Source organism: Aminobacter sp. AP02, from assembly GCF_003148805.1.
GTDB lineage: Bacteria > Pseudomonadota > Alphaproteobacteria > Rhizobiales > Rhizobiaceae > Aminobacter.
Window position 1 is genome coordinate 1 of record NZ_QGGX01000018.1, and the last position, 14,348, is coordinate 14,348.

Annotated in this window: 15 protein-coding genes, 1 tRNA gene and 1 pseudogene; 9 read left to right on the forward strand and 8 right to left on the reverse strand. The window is 63.0% G+C overall.

What is annotated here, in order from left to right:
* Positions 1 to 157 precede the first annotated feature (157 nt).
* Entirely contained in the window at positions 158 to 1,183 is a 1,026-nt protein-coding gene (locus C8K44_RS20775; protein WP_109577683.1) for a class I fructose-bisphosphate aldolase, read from the reverse strand.
* Between the two features lie 208 nt (positions 1,184 to 1,391).
* On the opposite strand from C8K44_RS20775, the gene C8K44_RS20780 reads away from it, so the two are divergent.
* Positions 1,392 to 1,772, forward strand: a complete 381-nt coding sequence (locus tag C8K44_RS20780; RefSeq protein ID WP_109577684.1) for a cupin domain-containing protein — start codon at positions 1,392 to 1,394, stop codon at positions 1,770 to 1,772.
* A gap of 104 nt (positions 1,773 to 1,876) precedes the next feature.
* Here C8K44_RS20780 and C8K44_RS20785 read toward each other — a convergent pair whose 3' ends face one another.
* Positions 1,877 to 3,073 (reverse strand): phosphoglycerate kinase, encoded by a 1,197-nt coding sequence (locus tag C8K44_RS20785; RefSeq protein ID WP_109577685.1) that lies wholly within the window; start codon positions 3,071 to 3,073, stop codon positions 1,877 to 1,879.
* 275 nt (positions 3,074 to 3,348) lie between these two features.
* Here C8K44_RS20785 and C8K44_RS27980 point away from each other — a divergent pair.
* Positions 3,349 to 3,426, forward strand: a pseudogene (locus C8K44_RS27980) (VOC family protein); the annotation flags it as partial.
* Positions 3,427 to 3,531: 105 nt separating this feature from the next.
* Here the strand turns inward: C8K44_RS27980 and C8K44_RS20795 are convergent.
* The 3 genes from C8K44_RS20795 to tkt all read right to left on the reverse strand — a co-directional run bounded on the left by C8K44_RS20795 (position 3,532) and on the right by tkt (position 8,589).
* Positions 3,532 to 5,394, reverse strand: a complete 1,863-nt coding sequence (locus tag C8K44_RS20795; RefSeq protein WP_109577686.1) for a potassium/proton antiporter — start codon at positions 5,392 to 5,394, stop codon at positions 3,532 to 3,534.
* 177 nt (positions 5,395 to 5,571) lie between these two features.
* Positions 5,572 to 6,582, reverse strand: a complete 1,011-nt coding sequence (gene gap, locus C8K44_RS20800) for a type I glyceraldehyde-3-phosphate dehydrogenase (protein ID WP_109577687.1) — start codon at positions 6,580 to 6,582, stop codon at positions 5,572 to 5,574.
* Positions 6,583 to 6,606: 24 nt separating this feature from the next.
* Positions 6,607 to 8,589 (reverse strand): transketolase, encoded by a 1,983-nt coding sequence (gene tkt / locus C8K44_RS20805; protein ID WP_109577688.1) that lies wholly within the window; start codon positions 8,587 to 8,589, stop codon positions 6,607 to 6,609.
* A 282-nt stretch (positions 8,590 to 8,871) separates the two neighbouring features.
* Here tkt and C8K44_RS20810 point away from each other — a divergent pair, with 282 nt between their 5' ends.
* Both C8K44_RS20810 and C8K44_RS20815 read left to right on the forward strand, forming a co-directional pair.
* Positions 8,872 to 9,144: a DUF4164 domain-containing protein gene (locus C8K44_RS20810; RefSeq protein ID WP_109577689.1), complete on the forward strand. Its 273-nt coding sequence runs from the start codon at positions 8,872 to 8,874 to the stop codon at positions 9,142 to 9,144.
* 7 nt (positions 9,145 to 9,151) lie between these two features.
* A complete protein-coding gene (locus tag C8K44_RS20815) occupies positions 9,152 to 9,514 on the forward strand; it encodes a cell division protein ZapA (RefSeq protein ID WP_109577773.1) in 363 nt (120 codons plus the stop codon).
* 93 nt (positions 9,515 to 9,607) lie between these two features.
* On the opposite strand, the gene rpoH is transcribed toward C8K44_RS20815, so the two are convergent.
* Both rpoH and C8K44_RS20825 read right to left on the reverse strand, forming a co-directional pair.
* Positions 9,608 to 10,507, reverse strand: coding sequence for an RNA polymerase sigma factor RpoH (gene rpoH, locus C8K44_RS20820; protein ID WP_109577690.1), 900 nt, complete (start codon positions 10,505 to 10,507; stop codon positions 9,608 to 9,610).
* 186 nt (positions 10,508 to 10,693) lie between these two features.
* Positions 10,694 to 11,722: an RluA family pseudouridine synthase gene (locus C8K44_RS20825; protein ID WP_109577691.1), complete on the reverse strand. Its 1,029-nt coding sequence runs from the start codon at positions 11,720 to 11,722 to the stop codon at positions 10,694 to 10,696.
* Between the two features lie 24 nt (positions 11,723 to 11,746).
* Between C8K44_RS20825 and C8K44_RS20830 the strand changes: the two genes are divergently transcribed.
* From C8K44_RS20830 to C8K44_RS28240, 5 genes are all read left to right on the forward strand, one after another.
* Complete coding sequence (locus C8K44_RS20830) at positions 11,747 to 12,127, forward strand: fimbrial protein (RefSeq protein ID WP_109577692.1); 381 nt, start codon at positions 11,747 to 11,749, stop codon at positions 12,125 to 12,127.
* Complete coding sequence (locus C8K44_RS20835) at positions 12,124 to 12,528, forward strand: VOC family protein (protein ID WP_109577693.1); 405 nt, start codon at positions 12,124 to 12,126, stop codon at positions 12,526 to 12,528. Before C8K44_RS20830 ends, C8K44_RS20835 begins: the two co-directional genes overlap by 4 nt.
* 76 nt (positions 12,529 to 12,604) lie before the next feature.
* Positions 12,605 to 12,679, forward strand: a tRNA-Glu gene (locus C8K44_RS20840).
* A 313-nt stretch (positions 12,680 to 12,992) separates the two neighbouring features.
* On the forward strand, positions 12,993 to 13,514 hold the full coding sequence (locus C8K44_RS20845) for a DJ-1/PfpI family protein (RefSeq protein ID WP_348626344.1): 522 nt from the start codon (positions 12,993 to 12,995) through the stop codon (positions 13,512 to 13,514).
* On the forward strand, positions 13,420 to 13,728 hold the full coding sequence (locus tag C8K44_RS28240; RefSeq protein ID WP_348626348.1) for a hypothetical protein: 309 nt from the start codon (positions 13,420 to 13,422) through the stop codon (positions 13,726 to 13,728). Before C8K44_RS20845 ends, C8K44_RS28240 begins: the two co-directional genes overlap by 95 nt.
* A 44-nt stretch (positions 13,729 to 13,772) precedes the next feature.
* Here C8K44_RS28240 and C8K44_RS20850 read toward each other — a convergent pair whose 3' ends face one another.
* Positions 13,773 to 14,255, reverse strand: a complete 483-nt coding sequence (locus tag C8K44_RS20850; protein ID WP_109577694.1) for an Lrp/AsnC family transcriptional regulator — start codon at positions 14,253 to 14,255, stop codon at positions 13,773 to 13,775.
* Between the last annotated feature and the right edge of the window lie 93 nt (positions 14,256 to 14,348).

Genomic DNA, 14,348 nt, shown 5'->3' on the forward strand with positions numbered 1-14,348 from the left:
CGATCAGCACGCGCCGAGAGATCGACAACAACTACCGCAACCAAAACAATCAGCATGTGCCTCGCAAGCACAGGGCGGAAAGCTGTGCTTGACAGCCCCAAAAGAGAAGGCCCCGGATCGCTCCGGGGCTTTTTGCATTCATGCCTGATGGCGGGGTTTAGGCAGCCTTTTCCAAGCCTGACTTCCACTGGCCGAGCGCGGCCAGGTGGTTCATGTGGGCGCGGTGGGTGAAGGCGGCCTGGCCTGCGCCGAGGTTCTCGGCCTTGCCCGACCATGCCTTTTGCGGCGCCGCCTGCAGGGCGCGGCCGTAGGAGAAGGTCAGCTTCCACGGATGCGGGCCGATCGCGTTGATGGCGTTGAGGTTGGCGGTGGCCTCCTCGTCGGACTGGCCGCCCGACAGGAAGGCGATGCCCGGGACCGCAGCCGGAACCGTCTCGCGGAACAGCTTGATGGTCTTTTCGGCGATCTCTTCGGCGCTGGCCTTCTTGGCTGCCTTCTTGCCCGAAATGACCATGTTGGGCTTCAGGATGGTGCCTTCGAGATTGACGCGGGCGGCGTAGAGCTCGTCATAGAGCTTGACCAGCGTTGCCTTGGTGACGTCGTAGCAGGTGTCGATGTCGTGGGCGCCGTCCATCAGCACTTCCGGCTCGACGATCGGCACGATGCCGGCTTCCTGGCAAAGTGCCGCGTAGCGGGCGAGTGCCTGGGTGTTGGCCGAGATCGAATAGGCCGACGGAACGTTCTTGCCGGTGTCGATGTCGATCACGGCGCGCCATTTGGCGAAGCGGGCACCGAGCTTGTAGTACTCGGCCAGGCGCTCGCGCAGGCCGTCGAGGCCTTCGGTGATGGTGTCGCCGGGGAAATTGACGATCGCCTTGGCGCCGGCGTCGACCTTGATGCCGGGGATCGCGCCGGCGGCCTTGATGAGCTCGACCAGCGGGGTGCCGTCTGCGGCGTTCTGGCGAATGGTCTCGTCGTAGAGGATGACGCCGGAGATGTACTTGGTCATCGCCTCCTTGGTGCGGAACATCATTTCGCGATAGTCGCGGCGGCTGTCGGCCGTCGACTCGACGCCGATGACGTCGAAACGCTTCTTGATGGTGCCGGAGCTTTCATCCGCAGCCAGAATGCCCTTGCCGCCGGCCACCATGGCGTCAGCAATGTCTTCGAGACGTTCGCTCATACAAATACCTCCTGAACAGATGCTCCGGGCGCATAGCAGATGGTTTTCCGGAACGGAATGCCGCCCGCGAGCCTATAACCGATTGAAATTATTTCAATCGTTTTAGGACGGGTAGCCATCCGCGTGAGGCCGGCGCGCTTATCACAAATATAAGCTGGTGCTAAAATATATGCCGTCTGCGCGCATTCGCGCATGTAGGGAGGATGCCATGGCCGACGGCGGAATGAACGTCACGAAATTCGAGTTCAAGTCTCACGACAGCCCCGATGAAGTTCGCGCGCCCGACAAGACGCGCGTCGAAGTGGTTCGGCTTGCAGGGTTCACGCTGGGCCGGCTCAACATGGAGCCGGGATGGAGGTGGTCCGAGTGCGTGAAACCTGTCGTCAAGACGGATAGCTGCCAGGTGTCGCATGTCGGTTACGTCGTCTCCGGCGCCTTGACCGTCAGACTGAACGACGGAACCGAAAAGACGTTGAAGAAGGGCGCGTCCTATACAATTCCGCCGGGCCACGACGCCTGGGTCGAAGGCAACGAACGCTTTGTCTGCATCGAAGTGATGAGCGCCGAGCAGTATGCCAAGCCGGCATAGGCAGTTGCTGAAGCAGCCGGATCACGAAAAAGGGGCGCCGCAAAGACGCCCCTTGTCGTGTCCGGTCTAGATCCACGCTGCTTTCGCGGGAAAGTCTAGAAGCCTCAGGCCTTGAGCACTTCGACGCCGGGCAGTTCCTTGCCTTCCATCCATTCGAGGAAGGCACCGCCTGCGGTGGAGACGTACGAGAAGTCGTCGGCAACACCGGCATGGTTGAGTGCGGCGACCGTATCGCCGCCACCAGCGACGGAGACGAGCTTGCCGGCCTTGGTGCGGGCAGCCGCATGTTGGGCGGTGGCGACCGTCGCCTTATCGAAAGGTTCGATTTCGAAGGCACCGAGCGGGCCGTTCCAGACCAGCGTCGCAGCGCGGTCGATCCAGTCGTTGACGGTAGCAACCGTCTTGGGGCCGACGTCGAGGATCATGGCGTCCGCCGGCACGGCGTCGATGGCAACGACCTCGTTGGCGGCACCCGCCTTGAATTCGCGGGCGACGACGCCGTCCGACGGCAGGATGATGGCGCAGCCGGCCTGGGCGGCCTCGATCATGATCTGCTTGGCGGTGGGGGCGAGGTCATGCTCGCAAAGCGACTTGCCGACATCGGTGCCGCGCGCCGCGATGAAGGTGTTGGCCATGCCGCCGCCGATCACCAGTGCATCGACCTTTTTTACCAGGTTCATCAAGAGGTCGATCTTGGACGAGACCTTGGCACCGCCGACGATGGCGACGACCGGCTTGACGGGGTTGCCGAGGCCTTTTTCCAGCGCCTCGAGCTCGGCCTGCATGGTGCGGCCGGCAAAAGCGGGCAGCTTGTGGGCGAGGCCTTCTGTGGATGCATGCGCGCGGTGGGCGGCGGAGAAGGCGTCGTTGACGAAGATGTCGCCATTGGCGGCGAGCTGCTCGACGAAGGCCGGGTCGTTTTTCTCTTCGGCCTTGTAGAAGCGGGTGTTTTCCAAAAGAAGAATGTCGCCGTCCTTCATGGCACCGACGGCGGCAGCGGCCTTCTCGCCGATACAGTTGGCGGCAAAGCCGACCGGACGGCCGATGACCTCAGCGGTGGCGGTGGCGATGGGCGCCAGCGACAGGGCCGGATCGGGGCCCTCCTTGGGACGGCCGAAGTGGGCAAGCAGGATGACCTTGGCGCCCTTGCCGGCAAGCTCGGTGATGGTGGGGGCGACGCGCTCGATGCGGGTGGCGTCAGTCACCTTGCCGTCTGATACCGGCACGTTGAGGTCGACGCGGACCAGGACCCGCTTGCCGCTGACGTTGCCGATGGTGTCGAGGGTCTTGAAAGCTGCCATGGGGTTCCCTTTCGCTTGGAGAGATGGCGCGGACCATAGCCAGCGCAGGCGCGGATGCAAGGTTTGCGCAATGGCGTGGGCGAAATTTTGATGCTGAGGGCCCTTCCGGTTGCGGCCACGAGCGGCTATCGCCGGGGAAACGAGGGGGCAAGCATGCGCATCGCGGTCACCGGCACGCACGGCAGCGGCAAGACGCCCCTCATCGACGACTTCATCGCCGCATATCCCGGCTGTGAGCACGAGCAGGAGCCCTACTGGGCGATGGCGCAGCAAGGCATTACGGGCCGGACTGGTATTCCGCCTACGTGCGTGATCCGGCAGGCAACAAGCTTTCGGTTGTCTACAACGGTTGAGATTGAAGAGGCGGGATTTCCGGGGCGAATGCTTCCCGCGCTCCCTGTCCAGGTGGCTTGTCTGGAGTGGCGGCAGCCCACCTTTCCCGCGAGAAATCGGTGCGCTCAGGCGTCTTCGGACAAGCCTTCCGAGGTTGTCGGGGGTTCTTGCGTAGTGGCCGGCTTCTGGGGGCGCTTGGCAAAGAAGCGCCTGATGCGCTGGCTGATCTCGCTACCGCTCAAGAATACGGGCACCGGCGGCGGCGGAGGTGCAGGCTCGATGGACAGGCCGACGGCGACGATGCGGCCCTTGTCGTCGACGTCGCGCACGATCAGGTCGATCGGGCCGAGGGAAACGCGATCGGCGTATTCGACGTGGCCGCGCAGCCGCTGCTTGATCAGGTCGCCGATGGAGAGCTTGCGCTCTTCTTCCTTGATGGTTGCGCCGTAGATCGCCTCGAGCTCGCCGGCGAGATGGGTCTGGTCGACGGTGAAGGCGCCGAAGAAATCCTCGTCCTCGGCATCGACCTCGGCGCGGGAGGCAAACAGCCGGTCGAGGAGGCGGGGATAGCGATCGGGCACGAAGATGTAGACGTTGTCGCCCGCCTGTAGGCGGCCCATGTCGGCAAAGCGCATCGAACGGCCCTCACGCACGACCAGAGACGGTCGTGCCCAGCGCGGGATGCGCTGGCCCTTGGCGACCGGCGAGCCCGGCACGACCTTGTAGGCGAGCAGTTCGTGATGGGCGGAACCCGGCAATTCGAGCTCGACCTTGTCGAGCGGGCCATAGCGCTGCGGCACGATGAGGCCGAGGCGGCGGGCGAGCGGGCCGACCGTCCAGCCCTGGATCACCAGCGATGTCAGCACGATGATGAAGGCGATGTTGAAGATCGCCCGGCCGTTTTCCAGCCCGCCCAGCAGCGGGGTGATGGCAAGCAGGATCGAGACCGCGCCGCGCAGGCCGACCCAGGAAATGAAGGCGGTTTCCTGGCGCGGGATGTTGAACGGGATGAGGCAAAGCCAGACCGCAATGGGACGGGCGACGAACATCAGGAACAGGCCGAGCACGAGGGCCGAAACCACGATGGCGGGGAACTGCGAGGGCGTGGCGAATAGGCCGAGCACCAGGAACATGATGATCTGGGCGAGCCAGGACATGCCCTCCTGGAAACGCTTCAGCGTGGACACCGCGCGGATGTCGGAATTGCCGGCGACGAGGCCGGCGAGATAGACGGCGAGGAAGCCAGAGCCGCCGACCGCGCCCGCCATGGCAAAGACCAGCAGCGACAGCGTCAAGACGAAGATGGGCAGCAGCCCGCGGTCGAGATTGAGCCGCTCGACCAGCTTGACGATGACAAAGCCGCCGAGCAGGCCGATGGCGGCGCCGAGGGTCATCTGGACGAAAAAGCCGATGACAAGGTCGACCAGCAGCAGGTCGGCGTCGGGTTTTGCTCCAAGCGCGATGATCTCGACTAGCGTGATGGTGAGGAAGATGGCGATGGGGTCGTTGGTGCCGGACTCGATTTCGAGCGTCGAGCGGACGCGCTCGCGCAGATTGATGTTGCCGGCGCGCAGAAGGAAGAACACGGCAGCGGCGTCGGTGGAGGCGACGGCGGCACCGAGCAGGAAGGATTCGAGCCAGGTGAAGCCGGTGAGGTAATAGGCGGCGATACCAAAGATGACAGTGGTGATGCCCACGCCGATCGTTGCGAGCGTGAGCGCGGGCAGGCCGGCCTGGCGCAGGACGCCAACAGGCGTGCCGAAGCCTGAATCGAACAGGATGACGGCGAGTGCAATCGCGCCGACGAAATAAGCGAGGTGGGCGTTGTCGAAGACGATACCGAGGCCGTCGACGCCGCTGGCGAGACCGATGCCCAGGAAGAGCAGCAAGAGAGGGGCGCCGAAGCGAAACGCGATCAGGCTCGAAAACGCCGCGGCCACCACCAGGGCGGTGCCCACCAGCGTGATTAGGTATACCGCCTGTTCCATCCCGACCCGTCCGCGAAGCACTTGTTAGCTGCGTCGGGTCAGAGTGCGGCGAAGAAAAGGCCGGGTGCAAGCAAGAATGGATTTTTGCCGGCTTGGGCCAAAGATTTTCTTGCGGGCAGCAAAAACGAAAACGCCCGGCCGAAGCCGGGCGTCGAAGCGTCGATAGAGCAGGCCCAATCAGGCGATGGTCTTGCCCATGGTGACTGCGGTGTCGGCCATGCGGTTGGAGAAGCCCCACTCGTTGTCGTACCAGGACATGACGCGCACCAGGTTGCCGTCGATGACCTTGGTCTGGTCGAGCGCGAAGGTCGACGAGGCCGGGTTGTGGTTCATGTCAATGGAAACCAGAGGCTCGTCGGTGAAGGCGAGAACGCCCTTGAGCGGGCCGTTGGCGGCAGCGACGAGCACGGCGTTGACCTCGTCAACGGTGACGTTCTTCTTCGACACGAACTTGAAGTCGATGCACGAGACGTTCGGGGTCGGTACGCGGATTGAAACGCCGTCAAGCTTGCCCTTGAGTTCAGGCAGCACCAGGCCGACCGCCTTGGCGGCACCGGTCGAGGTCGGGATCATCGACATCGCCGCCGCACGGGCGCGGTAGAGGTCCTTGTGCATGGTGTCGAGGGTCGGCTGGTCGCCGGTGTAGGCGTGGATTGTGGTCATGAAGCCCTTTTCAATGCCAAAGGCATTGTTGAGGACCATGGCGACGGGTGCCAGGCAGTTGGTGGTGCAGGAGGCATTCGAAATGACGATGTGGTCCTTGGTGATCTGGTCGTGGTTGACGCCGTAAACCACGGTCAGGTCGGCACCGTCGGCGGGAGCCGAGACGATGACGCGCTTGGCGCCGGCGGCGAGATGCGCCGAAGCCTTGTCCTTGGAGGTGAAGATGCCGGTGCATTCGAGCGCGATGTCGACACCGAGTTCCTTCCACGGCAGCTGCGAAGGATCCTTGATCGCGGTGACCTTGAACTTGTCCGAGCCGATGTTGATGGAATCGCCCTCGACCTTCACTTCGTGGGGGAAGCGGCCGTGCACGCTGTCGTAGCGCAGCAGATGGGCGTTGGTCTCGACCGGGCCGAGATCGTTGACGGCGACGACGTCGATGTCCTTGCGGCCCGACTCATAGATGGCACGCACGATGTTGCGGCCGATGCGGCCGAAACCATTGATGGCAACTCTAACGGTCATGTCTGATCCTCCTGGGGGAACGTCTTAAAGCCGAGCCTTGGCAGCGTCTGCGGCTGCCTCGGCGGTGATGCCGAAATGCTTGTAGAGGTCTTCGATCGGGGCGCTGGCGCCGAAGCCGTGCATGCCGATGAAGACGCCGTCCGTACCGATGAAGCTGTCCCAGCCCATGCGGATGCCGGCTTCGATCGCAACCTTGACCTTGGCGTTGCCGATCATCGCCTTGCGGTATTCCGGGCTCTGCTGTTCGAACAGTTCGAAGGCAGGCACCGAAACGACGCGGGTCGGGTGACCGGCATCCTGCAGCAGCTTGCGGGCTGCGAGGGCGATCTCGACCTCGGAGCCGGTGGCGAAGATGGTGACCTGGGCATCGCCATCGGCGGTCGCCAGTTCATAGGCGCCGTAGCCGCAGAGGTTTTCCTCGACATATTCGGTGCGCACGGCCGGCAGGTTCTGGCGGGTGAGTGCCAGCGTCGACGGCGTCTTGCGGTTTTCAAGCGTCAGCTGCCAGCACTCGGCGGCTTCCATGGCGTCGGCCGGGCGGAAGACGATGTGGTTGGGGATGGCGCGCAGGGCCGCGAGGTGCTCGACCGGCTGGTGGGTCGGGCCGTCTTCGCCGAGACCGATGGAATCATGGGTCATGACGAAGCCGACGCGGATGCCCATCAGCGACGCCAGGCGCATGGCCGGGCGGGCATAGTCGGAGAAGCACAGGAAGGTGCCGGAATAGGGGATGACGCCGCCATGCAGCGCCATGCCGTTCATCGCAGCCGCCATGCCGTGTTCGCGGATGCCGTAGTGAACGAAGCGCTGGCCGTAGTCGCCGGGTGCGATGTTCTTGGTCTGGCTGGTCTTGGTGTTGTTGGAGCCGGTGAGATCGGCCGAACCGCCGATGGTCTCGGGCACGACGCCGTTGATGACTTCAAGCGCCATTTCCGACGACTTGCGGGTGGCGACCTTTGGCTTGTCGGCGGCGAGCTTCTTCTTGTAGTCGGCGATGGTGGCGTCGAAATTGGCCGGCAGGTCGCCGCGCATGCGGCGCTCGAACTCGGCGCGAACTTCGGTCTCGGTCTCGGCGAGGCGCTTTTCCCAATCGTTGCGCTTCTTGGCCGAGTTGAGGCCGGCAAGGCGCCACGCGTCGAGAATGTCCGAAGGGATCTCGAAAGCCGGATAGTCCCAGCCGAGCGCCTTGCGGGTGGCTTCGACTTCGGCGGCGCCGAGCGCCGAACCGTGGACCTTGTTGGTGCCGGCCTTGTTGGGCGAACCAAAACCGATGGTGGTCTTGGCGGCGATCAGGGTCGGGCGGTCGGAACGCTTGGCGGTCTCGATGGCGCCGGCGATCGCCTCGGGGTCATGGCCGTCGACGGCGATGGTGTTCCAGCCCGAAGCGGCGAAACGGGCGAGCTGGTCGGTCGAGTCGGCGAGCGAGATCGGGCCGTCGATGGAAATGTTGTTGTGGTCCCAGAAGACGATCAGCTTGTTGAGCTTGAGGTGACCGGCAAAGGACAGCGCTTCCTGCGAGATGCCTTCCATCAGGCAGCCGTCGCCGGCGAGCACGTAGGTGTAGTGGTCGACCAGCTTGTCGCCGAACTGGGCATTCATGATGCGTTCGGCGAGCGCCATGCCGACGGCGTTGGCAAGGCCCTGGCCGAGCGGGCCGGTCGTCGTCTCAATGCCGGCGGCGTGGCCGTATTCGGGGTGGCCGGCGGTCTTGGAGCCGAGCTGGCGGAAATTCTTGATCTGGTCGATGGTGATGTCTTCGTAGCCCGAGAGATAGAGCAGCGAGTACAGCAGCATCGAGCCATGGCCGGCCGACAGCACGAAGCGGTCGCGGTCGTGCCAATGGGGATTGGCCGGATCATGCTTGAGGAAGCGGGTGTAGAGCACGGTCGCGACGTCTGCCGCGCCCATTGGCAGGCCGGGATGGCCGGAATTGGCCTTCTCCACGGCATCAATGGACAGAAAGCGGATCGCATTGGCCATCCGGTCGTGTTTTTCGCGCGAGGACATCGTCCCTCCCATAAGCCGTGGAAAGCGGGGCGGCGGCACCCCGGAAAAGTGCGCGACACATAGCAGGCACAGGGCTTGAGTCAATAAATCGGTGCGTTTTCACAGCCTCCTTGCGGCGCCAAGTCACGCCTGAGCCGGTTTCCGATATCCGGGCCGATGCGCTTAACGGGGGAAAGGCGAAACAGCTTTGTTGACGCCTCGTTCAACCGGTGCCTAATGTTTCAGAGGTAACGCGTTCTGAAACGTGCGCGATTCGGTGATGGGCGAGGGTCTACGGGAGCCATGACCGGGGATACGACACTCAGGGAAGTCATTGGCCGGCTAGGCAAGGCGATCGATACGCTGGAAAGCGCTGTCGCCGCGCGGCTGGAGCATGAGCAGGACTACGGCGAGGCAGAGGCCGAGGTCCAGCGCATGAACGCAGACCGCGCCCGCCTCGCGCAGGAGCTCGACAATTCCGAAGCCCGCGCCGAACGGCTGGAAGAAGCCAACAAGGAAGTCTCGCGACGGCTCGTGACCGCCATGGAGACGATCCGCGCCGTGCTGGACAGGTAGGGTGGAGATGGCGCAAGTCACTGTAACCATCGACGGCAAGCAGTACCGCATGGCCTGCGACGAAGGCCAGGAAGAGCATCTCATCGACCTTGCCAACCGTTTCGACCGCTACGTGCTGCATCTCAAGGACTCATTCGGCGAGATCGGGGACCAGCGCCTGACGGTGATGGCCGGCATCATGGTGATGGACGAGCTGGCGGAACTGCAAAAGCGCGTCAAGGGCATGGAGAGCGAAGTGCTGACGCTGCGCAAGACGCGCGACGATGCGCTCACCAAGGCCGACAAGAATGACGCGGCACTGACCGGCGCGCTGGGCTCGCTGGCCGAGCGCATGGAACAGCTTGCGATCAGCCTGGCAAAGAAAGTTTAGGGACGGGCCTTGCATCCTTGATCGAGGATGAAGACCAAACGAAAAACGCGCCGGTGTTGCCGGCGCGTTTTTTGTTTGTTGAAGCTTTCAGCCTCAGGCGTCGATGGTGCGGAGTGCCTGGGCTTGCTTCTTGGCGGCGGCCTTGACCGCGTCCTGGACCTTTTCGAAAGCGCGGACCTCGATCTGGCGGACGCGCTCGCGGGAGATGTCGAACTCGGCCGAAAGCTCTTCCAGCGTCAGTGGCTCGTCGGAAAGACGGCGCGCCTCGAAGATGCGCTTTTCGCGGTCGTTGAGCACCGACAGGGCGCCCGCCAGCATGCTGCGGCGGTTGTCGAGCTCGTCCTGCTCGATGAGCATGGTTTCCTGGCTGTCATGATCGTCGACAAGCCAGTCCTGCCACTCGCCCGATTCGCCTTCGCTGGCGCGGATCGGCGCATTGAGCGAAGCGTCGCCCGACAGGCGGCGGTTCATCGACACCACCTCGGCCTCGGAGACATTGAGGCGCGTTGCGATCTCGGTGATGTGCTCGGGCTTCAGGTCGCCATCATCGAGCGCCTGGATCTTGCCCTTGACCTTGCGCAGGTTGAAGAACAGACGCTTCTGGTTGGCGGTGGTGCCCATCTTGACCAGCGACCACGAGCGCAGGATGTACTCCTGGATCGAGGCCTTGATCCACCACATGGCATAGGTGGCGAGACGGAAACCACGCTCCGGCTCGAATTTCTTGACGGCCTGCATCAGGCCGACATTGCCTTCCGAGATCACCTCGCCGATGGGCAGGCCATAACCACGGTAGCCCATGGCGATCTTGGCCACGAGGCGCAGGTGGCTGGTAACCAGCTTGTGGGCGGCGGTGGTGTCTTCATGCTCCTGGTACCGCTTGGCGAGCATGTACTCTTCCTGCGGCTGGAGCATCGGAAAGCGGCGGATTTCTTCCAGGTAGCGGCTGAGGCCGCCTTCGCCGGAGACGATACTTGGTAGTGACTGGGCCATAAAGCGCCCTCCCTCTCTACGAGAAATGCTCCCTGATCCTGGCGAGCATGTGGCGCGACTGCCGAATGCACGATCGCGCCATGGGTCTTATACAGGAACAAAACCAGAAAAGACACGGTTTGTTCAACGCGAAACAGAGTGTCACGCCAAAGTGAACAATGCGAGTCAGGTTTTCTGATCGAGGGTTCAGAGATTCCGAAAGCCTTCGACCAACTCCCCCATGTCGCGAGGCAAGGGAGCCTCGAACCGCATGATCAAATGGGTAGCGGGGTGGCGAAATGCAAGAAGTGTCGCGTGCAATGCCTGGCGCGGAAACGCCTTGACGGCTGATTTCAGCGGCTCAGGCAGCCGGTTCGACTTGGTGCGGAAGGCCTGGCCGTAATCGGGGTCGCCGAGGACAGGATGGCCGATATGGGCCATGTGGACGCGGATCTGGTGCGTGCGGCCGGTTTCCAGCCGGCACTCGACCAGGCTTGCTGTGGCAAATTCCGCTTGCTCGGCGCCAAAGCGCTCCAACACGGCGAAGTGGGTAATGGCGTGGCGGGCATCGTCGCGGTGTTCGGGCACCACGGCGCGGCGGACACGGTCGGCATGGCGGCCGAGCGGTGCGTCGATGGTGCCCGTCAGGCGCTGGGGAATGCCCCAGACCAGCGCATTGTAGGCACGTTCGAGGTCGCCGGTGCGGCCGTGGTCGGCGAAGGCCTCAGACAGCGACTTGTGGGCGCGGTCGGTCTTGGCCACGACCATGACACCTGAGGTTTCCTTGTCGAGGCGATGGACGATGCCCGGCCGCTTGACCCCGCCGATGCCCGAAAGGCTGTCGCCGCAATGATGGATCAGCGCGTTGACCAGCGTGCCGGTCCAGTTGCCGGCGCCGGGATGCACGACCAGGCCGGCCGGCTTGTTGATGACGATCAGCTCGTCGTCTTCATAGAGGATATCGAGCGCCATCGCCTCGCCCTCTGGCGTGGCCGGTTCGGGCTCGGGCATGTCGATGGCGACCTTTTCGCCCGAAACCAGCTTGCGCTTGGTTTCGTCGACGACCTTTCCATCGACGTGGACGGCGCCTTGCTTGATCAGCGCCTGAATGCGGGCGCGCGACAGATCGGGGGCCAGGCGCGCGGCCAACCACTGGTCGAGCCGCAGGCCTGCGGCATCGGCGTCGGCTTCGAGCACTATCAAAGTGCCTGTCGCTTCGCTATCTGATGCGCTCATCACAATTGTTCCGGAAGTTTTGACATGTCTCGGCCCGCCATTGAAGAAGAAGACAAGCCGCTCGACCCATCGGTTGAGCGCGTCCGCAGGAAACTCGTCCGCTTCTTCATCATCAATTTAGGGCTGTTGTTCATCGCCCTTATGGCTGTCATTGGCGGCGTTGTCTACAAATCGCGGACGGCGGCTCCCGTTGCATCAGTTACGGGCGGCGAGATTGACGTGCCCGCAGGCAGCCAGCTGACCGGCGATATCATCTTGCCCGCGGGTGCAAAGATTGCGTCACAGACGCTCTCCGGCAACCGCATCTCGATCGACGCTGAACTCGCCGACGGCAGCCACACGATCTTTGTCTACGACATAACCCAGCGCAGGCTTATCGGCCAGTTCGCGGTCAAGGCGCAGTGAGCGACGCCTTGGGTCGCAAGGTCGCGACGGTTGCGGTTGTTGTCGCCGACTACGATCAGGCGATCGCCTGGTATGTCGACAAGCTCGGCTTCGCGCTTGCCCAGGACGTCGATCTCGGGGGCGGCAAGCGCTGGGTGACCGTCGAGCCGGGCGGCGGGCAAGGCGCCAGGCTGCTGCTCGCCAAGGCCGATGGAGAAGTCCAAGCGGCCAGCGTCGGCAACCAGACCGGGGGGCGGGTGTTTCTGTTCCTCGAGACCGACGATTTTGCCCGCGACCATGCGCTGATGCTTGAAAAGGGCGTCGAATTCCGCGAAGCGCCCCGCCGCGAGGCCTATGGCACGGTTGCGGTGTTCGCCGATCTCTACGGCAATCTGTGGGATTTGCTCGAACCCAAGAGGTAATTGGCACATAGCGATAATATCGCGGCTTGGGCTGTTGCTTTTTCAAAAACGCCCGCCTATATCGCGGTTCTCGGCTGCGCCCATCGTCTAGCGGTCAGGACACCGCCCTCTCACGGCGGGAACAGGGGTTCGATTCCCCTTGGGCGTACCAGGTTTTCCAGGCACTTAGCCGAGCCGCTGCAAAATCCATCGAATAACGGTCGAGCAAGGGCTTCACGAAGCTGATCTCGGCTGGTTGCCGTCCAGCGCAAGACTGCCGCAGGGGATACCTCGCAATGGTGCGACTTGGTTTTCGCACGTGGCTGATTGTCCGCAACCGGCCCGCAGCGTATGCTCATGAGCGAGGGGAAGGTCTCCGTCATCAAGGGCCGAATCGCTCAGGGTCGCCAGTCACAGACCAGTAGCCGCTTGGGTCGGCGGGTTCGATCGCCTGCTCTGGCGTTGCCTATCGCGGAGAAAGTGGCATGCCCGATTTCAATGTCGGATTCGTCATCTTCCCAGGCATCACCCAGCTTGACTTCACCGGTCCGTTTGAAGTCCTGAGCCGCCTTGGAACGCCACCCTCAATCTCGACGCCCAGCCAGTTCGGTCAATCGAAAACCCATGTCGTCGCAAAGACCATGCTTGCTGTTGCGAGCGACCGTGGCCTCGGCATCTTGCCTACCTGCACGTTCGAAAGCTGCCCTCCACTGGATCTGATTTGCGTGCCCGGTGGCGCGGGTGTTGCGGAAGCACTCACCGATGTGGAGACATTAAGTTTCATTCGTCGCCAAGGACAAAACGCAAAGTACATAACCTCCGTCTGCACCGGCGCCTTTCTTCTTGGTGCAGTCGGCTTGCTGAAGGGGCGCCGGGGCAACGACGCACTGGGCCTTTGTCGATCTGCTGGCGCTGGTCGGCGCCACCTACGAAAAGGCCAGAATCGTTCGCGACGGCAATGTCTTCACTGCCGGCGGCGTCACTTCCGGAATCGACTTCGCGTTTAGTATCGTTGCCGAACTTGCCGGGCCGCAGGTCGCGCAAGCCGTCCAACTTGCGATCGAGTACGACCCGTCGCCTCCCTTCGCTGGAGGGCATCCCGACAAGGCATCCGATACGGCCATTGCGCTCATGCTTGGCCGCAACGAGGCCGCTCGCGCGGGGGTCCGGCAGGAGCTCGAAAAGCTGGCCGTTGCTGGCATGGACCGGCGGCGGGACTGAATGGCACTCGGATTTTCCAAAGCAGAGTCCGGCGGAACCTTGGCTCAGCGCAGGCGGTTCAGGTCGGCTGCCCGACCGTCGATGATGGCTTCCATCGAGAAGAAGCCGGTTACCGTCGCCAGGTCGAAATTGGTGATGAGCTTCTGGTAGAAGGCGTCGTAGCCGGACATGCCCTTGGTCACCACCTTAATCAGATAGTCCCAGTCGCCGCCGATGCGGTAGAAGTCGATCACCTCGGGCATGCGTTCGACATGCTTGCGGAAACTGTCGGCCCATTCCTTGGAGTGATGGCGGGTTCGGATCATGACGAAGACCGTCAAGTCGTAGCCGAGCGCCGACAAGTCGATGTCGGCATGCGTTCCGCGAATGAGGCCGCTTGCATTGAGGCGCTGCAGGCGGCGCCAGCAGGCGTTCTGCGACAGGCCGACACGCTCGGCCAGATCGCGTTGCGAAATCGCGCCGTCCTTTTGCAGGCACGAGAGGATCTTGAGGTCAATTTCGTCGATCTTTTCCATCTTGACGATCATATGACCCAATCGGGCCGAAAAGTCGCGTTAAAACGATGAAGTTTCAACGCTAGCGTCGTTCTAGAATCACACCCTGTACCTTCCCGGGAGAGA

Excerpts from the sequence above, each read along its gene's own strand:
- C8K44_RS20850 (WP_109577694.1), bottom strand. The coding sequence starts at position 14,255 with ATGATCGTCAAGATGGAAAAGATCGACGAAATTGACCTCAAGATCCTC.
- C8K44_RS20815 (WP_109577773.1), top strand. The coding sequence starts at position 9,152 with ATGGCGCAAGTCACTGTAACCATCGACGGCAAGCAGTACCGCATGGCC.
- C8K44_RS20830 (WP_109577692.1), top strand. The coding sequence starts at position 11,747 with ATGTCTCGGCCCGCCATTGAAGAAGAAGACAAGCCGCTCGACCCATCG.
- C8K44_RS20825 (WP_109577691.1), bottom strand. The coding sequence starts at position 11,722 with ATGAGCGCATCAGATAGCGAAGCGACAGGCACTTTGATAGTGCTCGAA.
- C8K44_RS20795 (WP_109577686.1), bottom strand. The coding sequence starts at position 5,394 with ATGGAACAGGCGGTATACCTAATCACGCTGGTGGGCACCGCCCTGGTG.
- rpoH (WP_109577690.1), bottom strand. The coding sequence starts at position 10,507 with ATGGCCCAGTCACTACCAAGTATCGTCTCCGGCGAAGGCGGCCTCAGC.
- gap (WP_109577687.1), bottom strand. The coding sequence starts at position 6,582 with ATGACCGTTAGAGTTGCCATCAATGGTTTCGGCCGCATCGGCCGCAAC.
- C8K44_RS20785 (WP_109577685.1), bottom strand. The coding sequence starts at position 3,073 with ATGGCAGCTTTCAAGACCCTCGACACCATCGGCAACGTCAGCGGCAAG.
- C8K44_RS20810 (WP_109577689.1), top strand. The coding sequence starts at position 8,872 with ATGACCGGGGATACGACACTCAGGGAAGTCATTGGCCGGCTAGGCAAG.
- C8K44_RS20775 (WP_109577683.1), bottom strand. The coding sequence starts at position 1,183 with ATGAGCGAACGTCTCGAAGACATTGCTGACGCCATGGTGGCCGGCGGC.
- tkt (WP_109577688.1), bottom strand. The coding sequence starts at position 8,589 with ATGTCCTCGCGCGAAAAACACGACCGGATGGCCAATGCGATCCGCTTT.
- C8K44_RS20845 (WP_348626344.1), top strand. The coding sequence starts at position 12,993 with ATGCCCGATTTCAATGTCGGATTCGTCATCTTCCCAGGCATCACCCAG.
- C8K44_RS20780 (WP_109577684.1), top strand. The coding sequence starts at position 1,392 with ATGGCCGACGGCGGAATGAACGTCACGAAATTCGAGTTCAAGTCTCAC.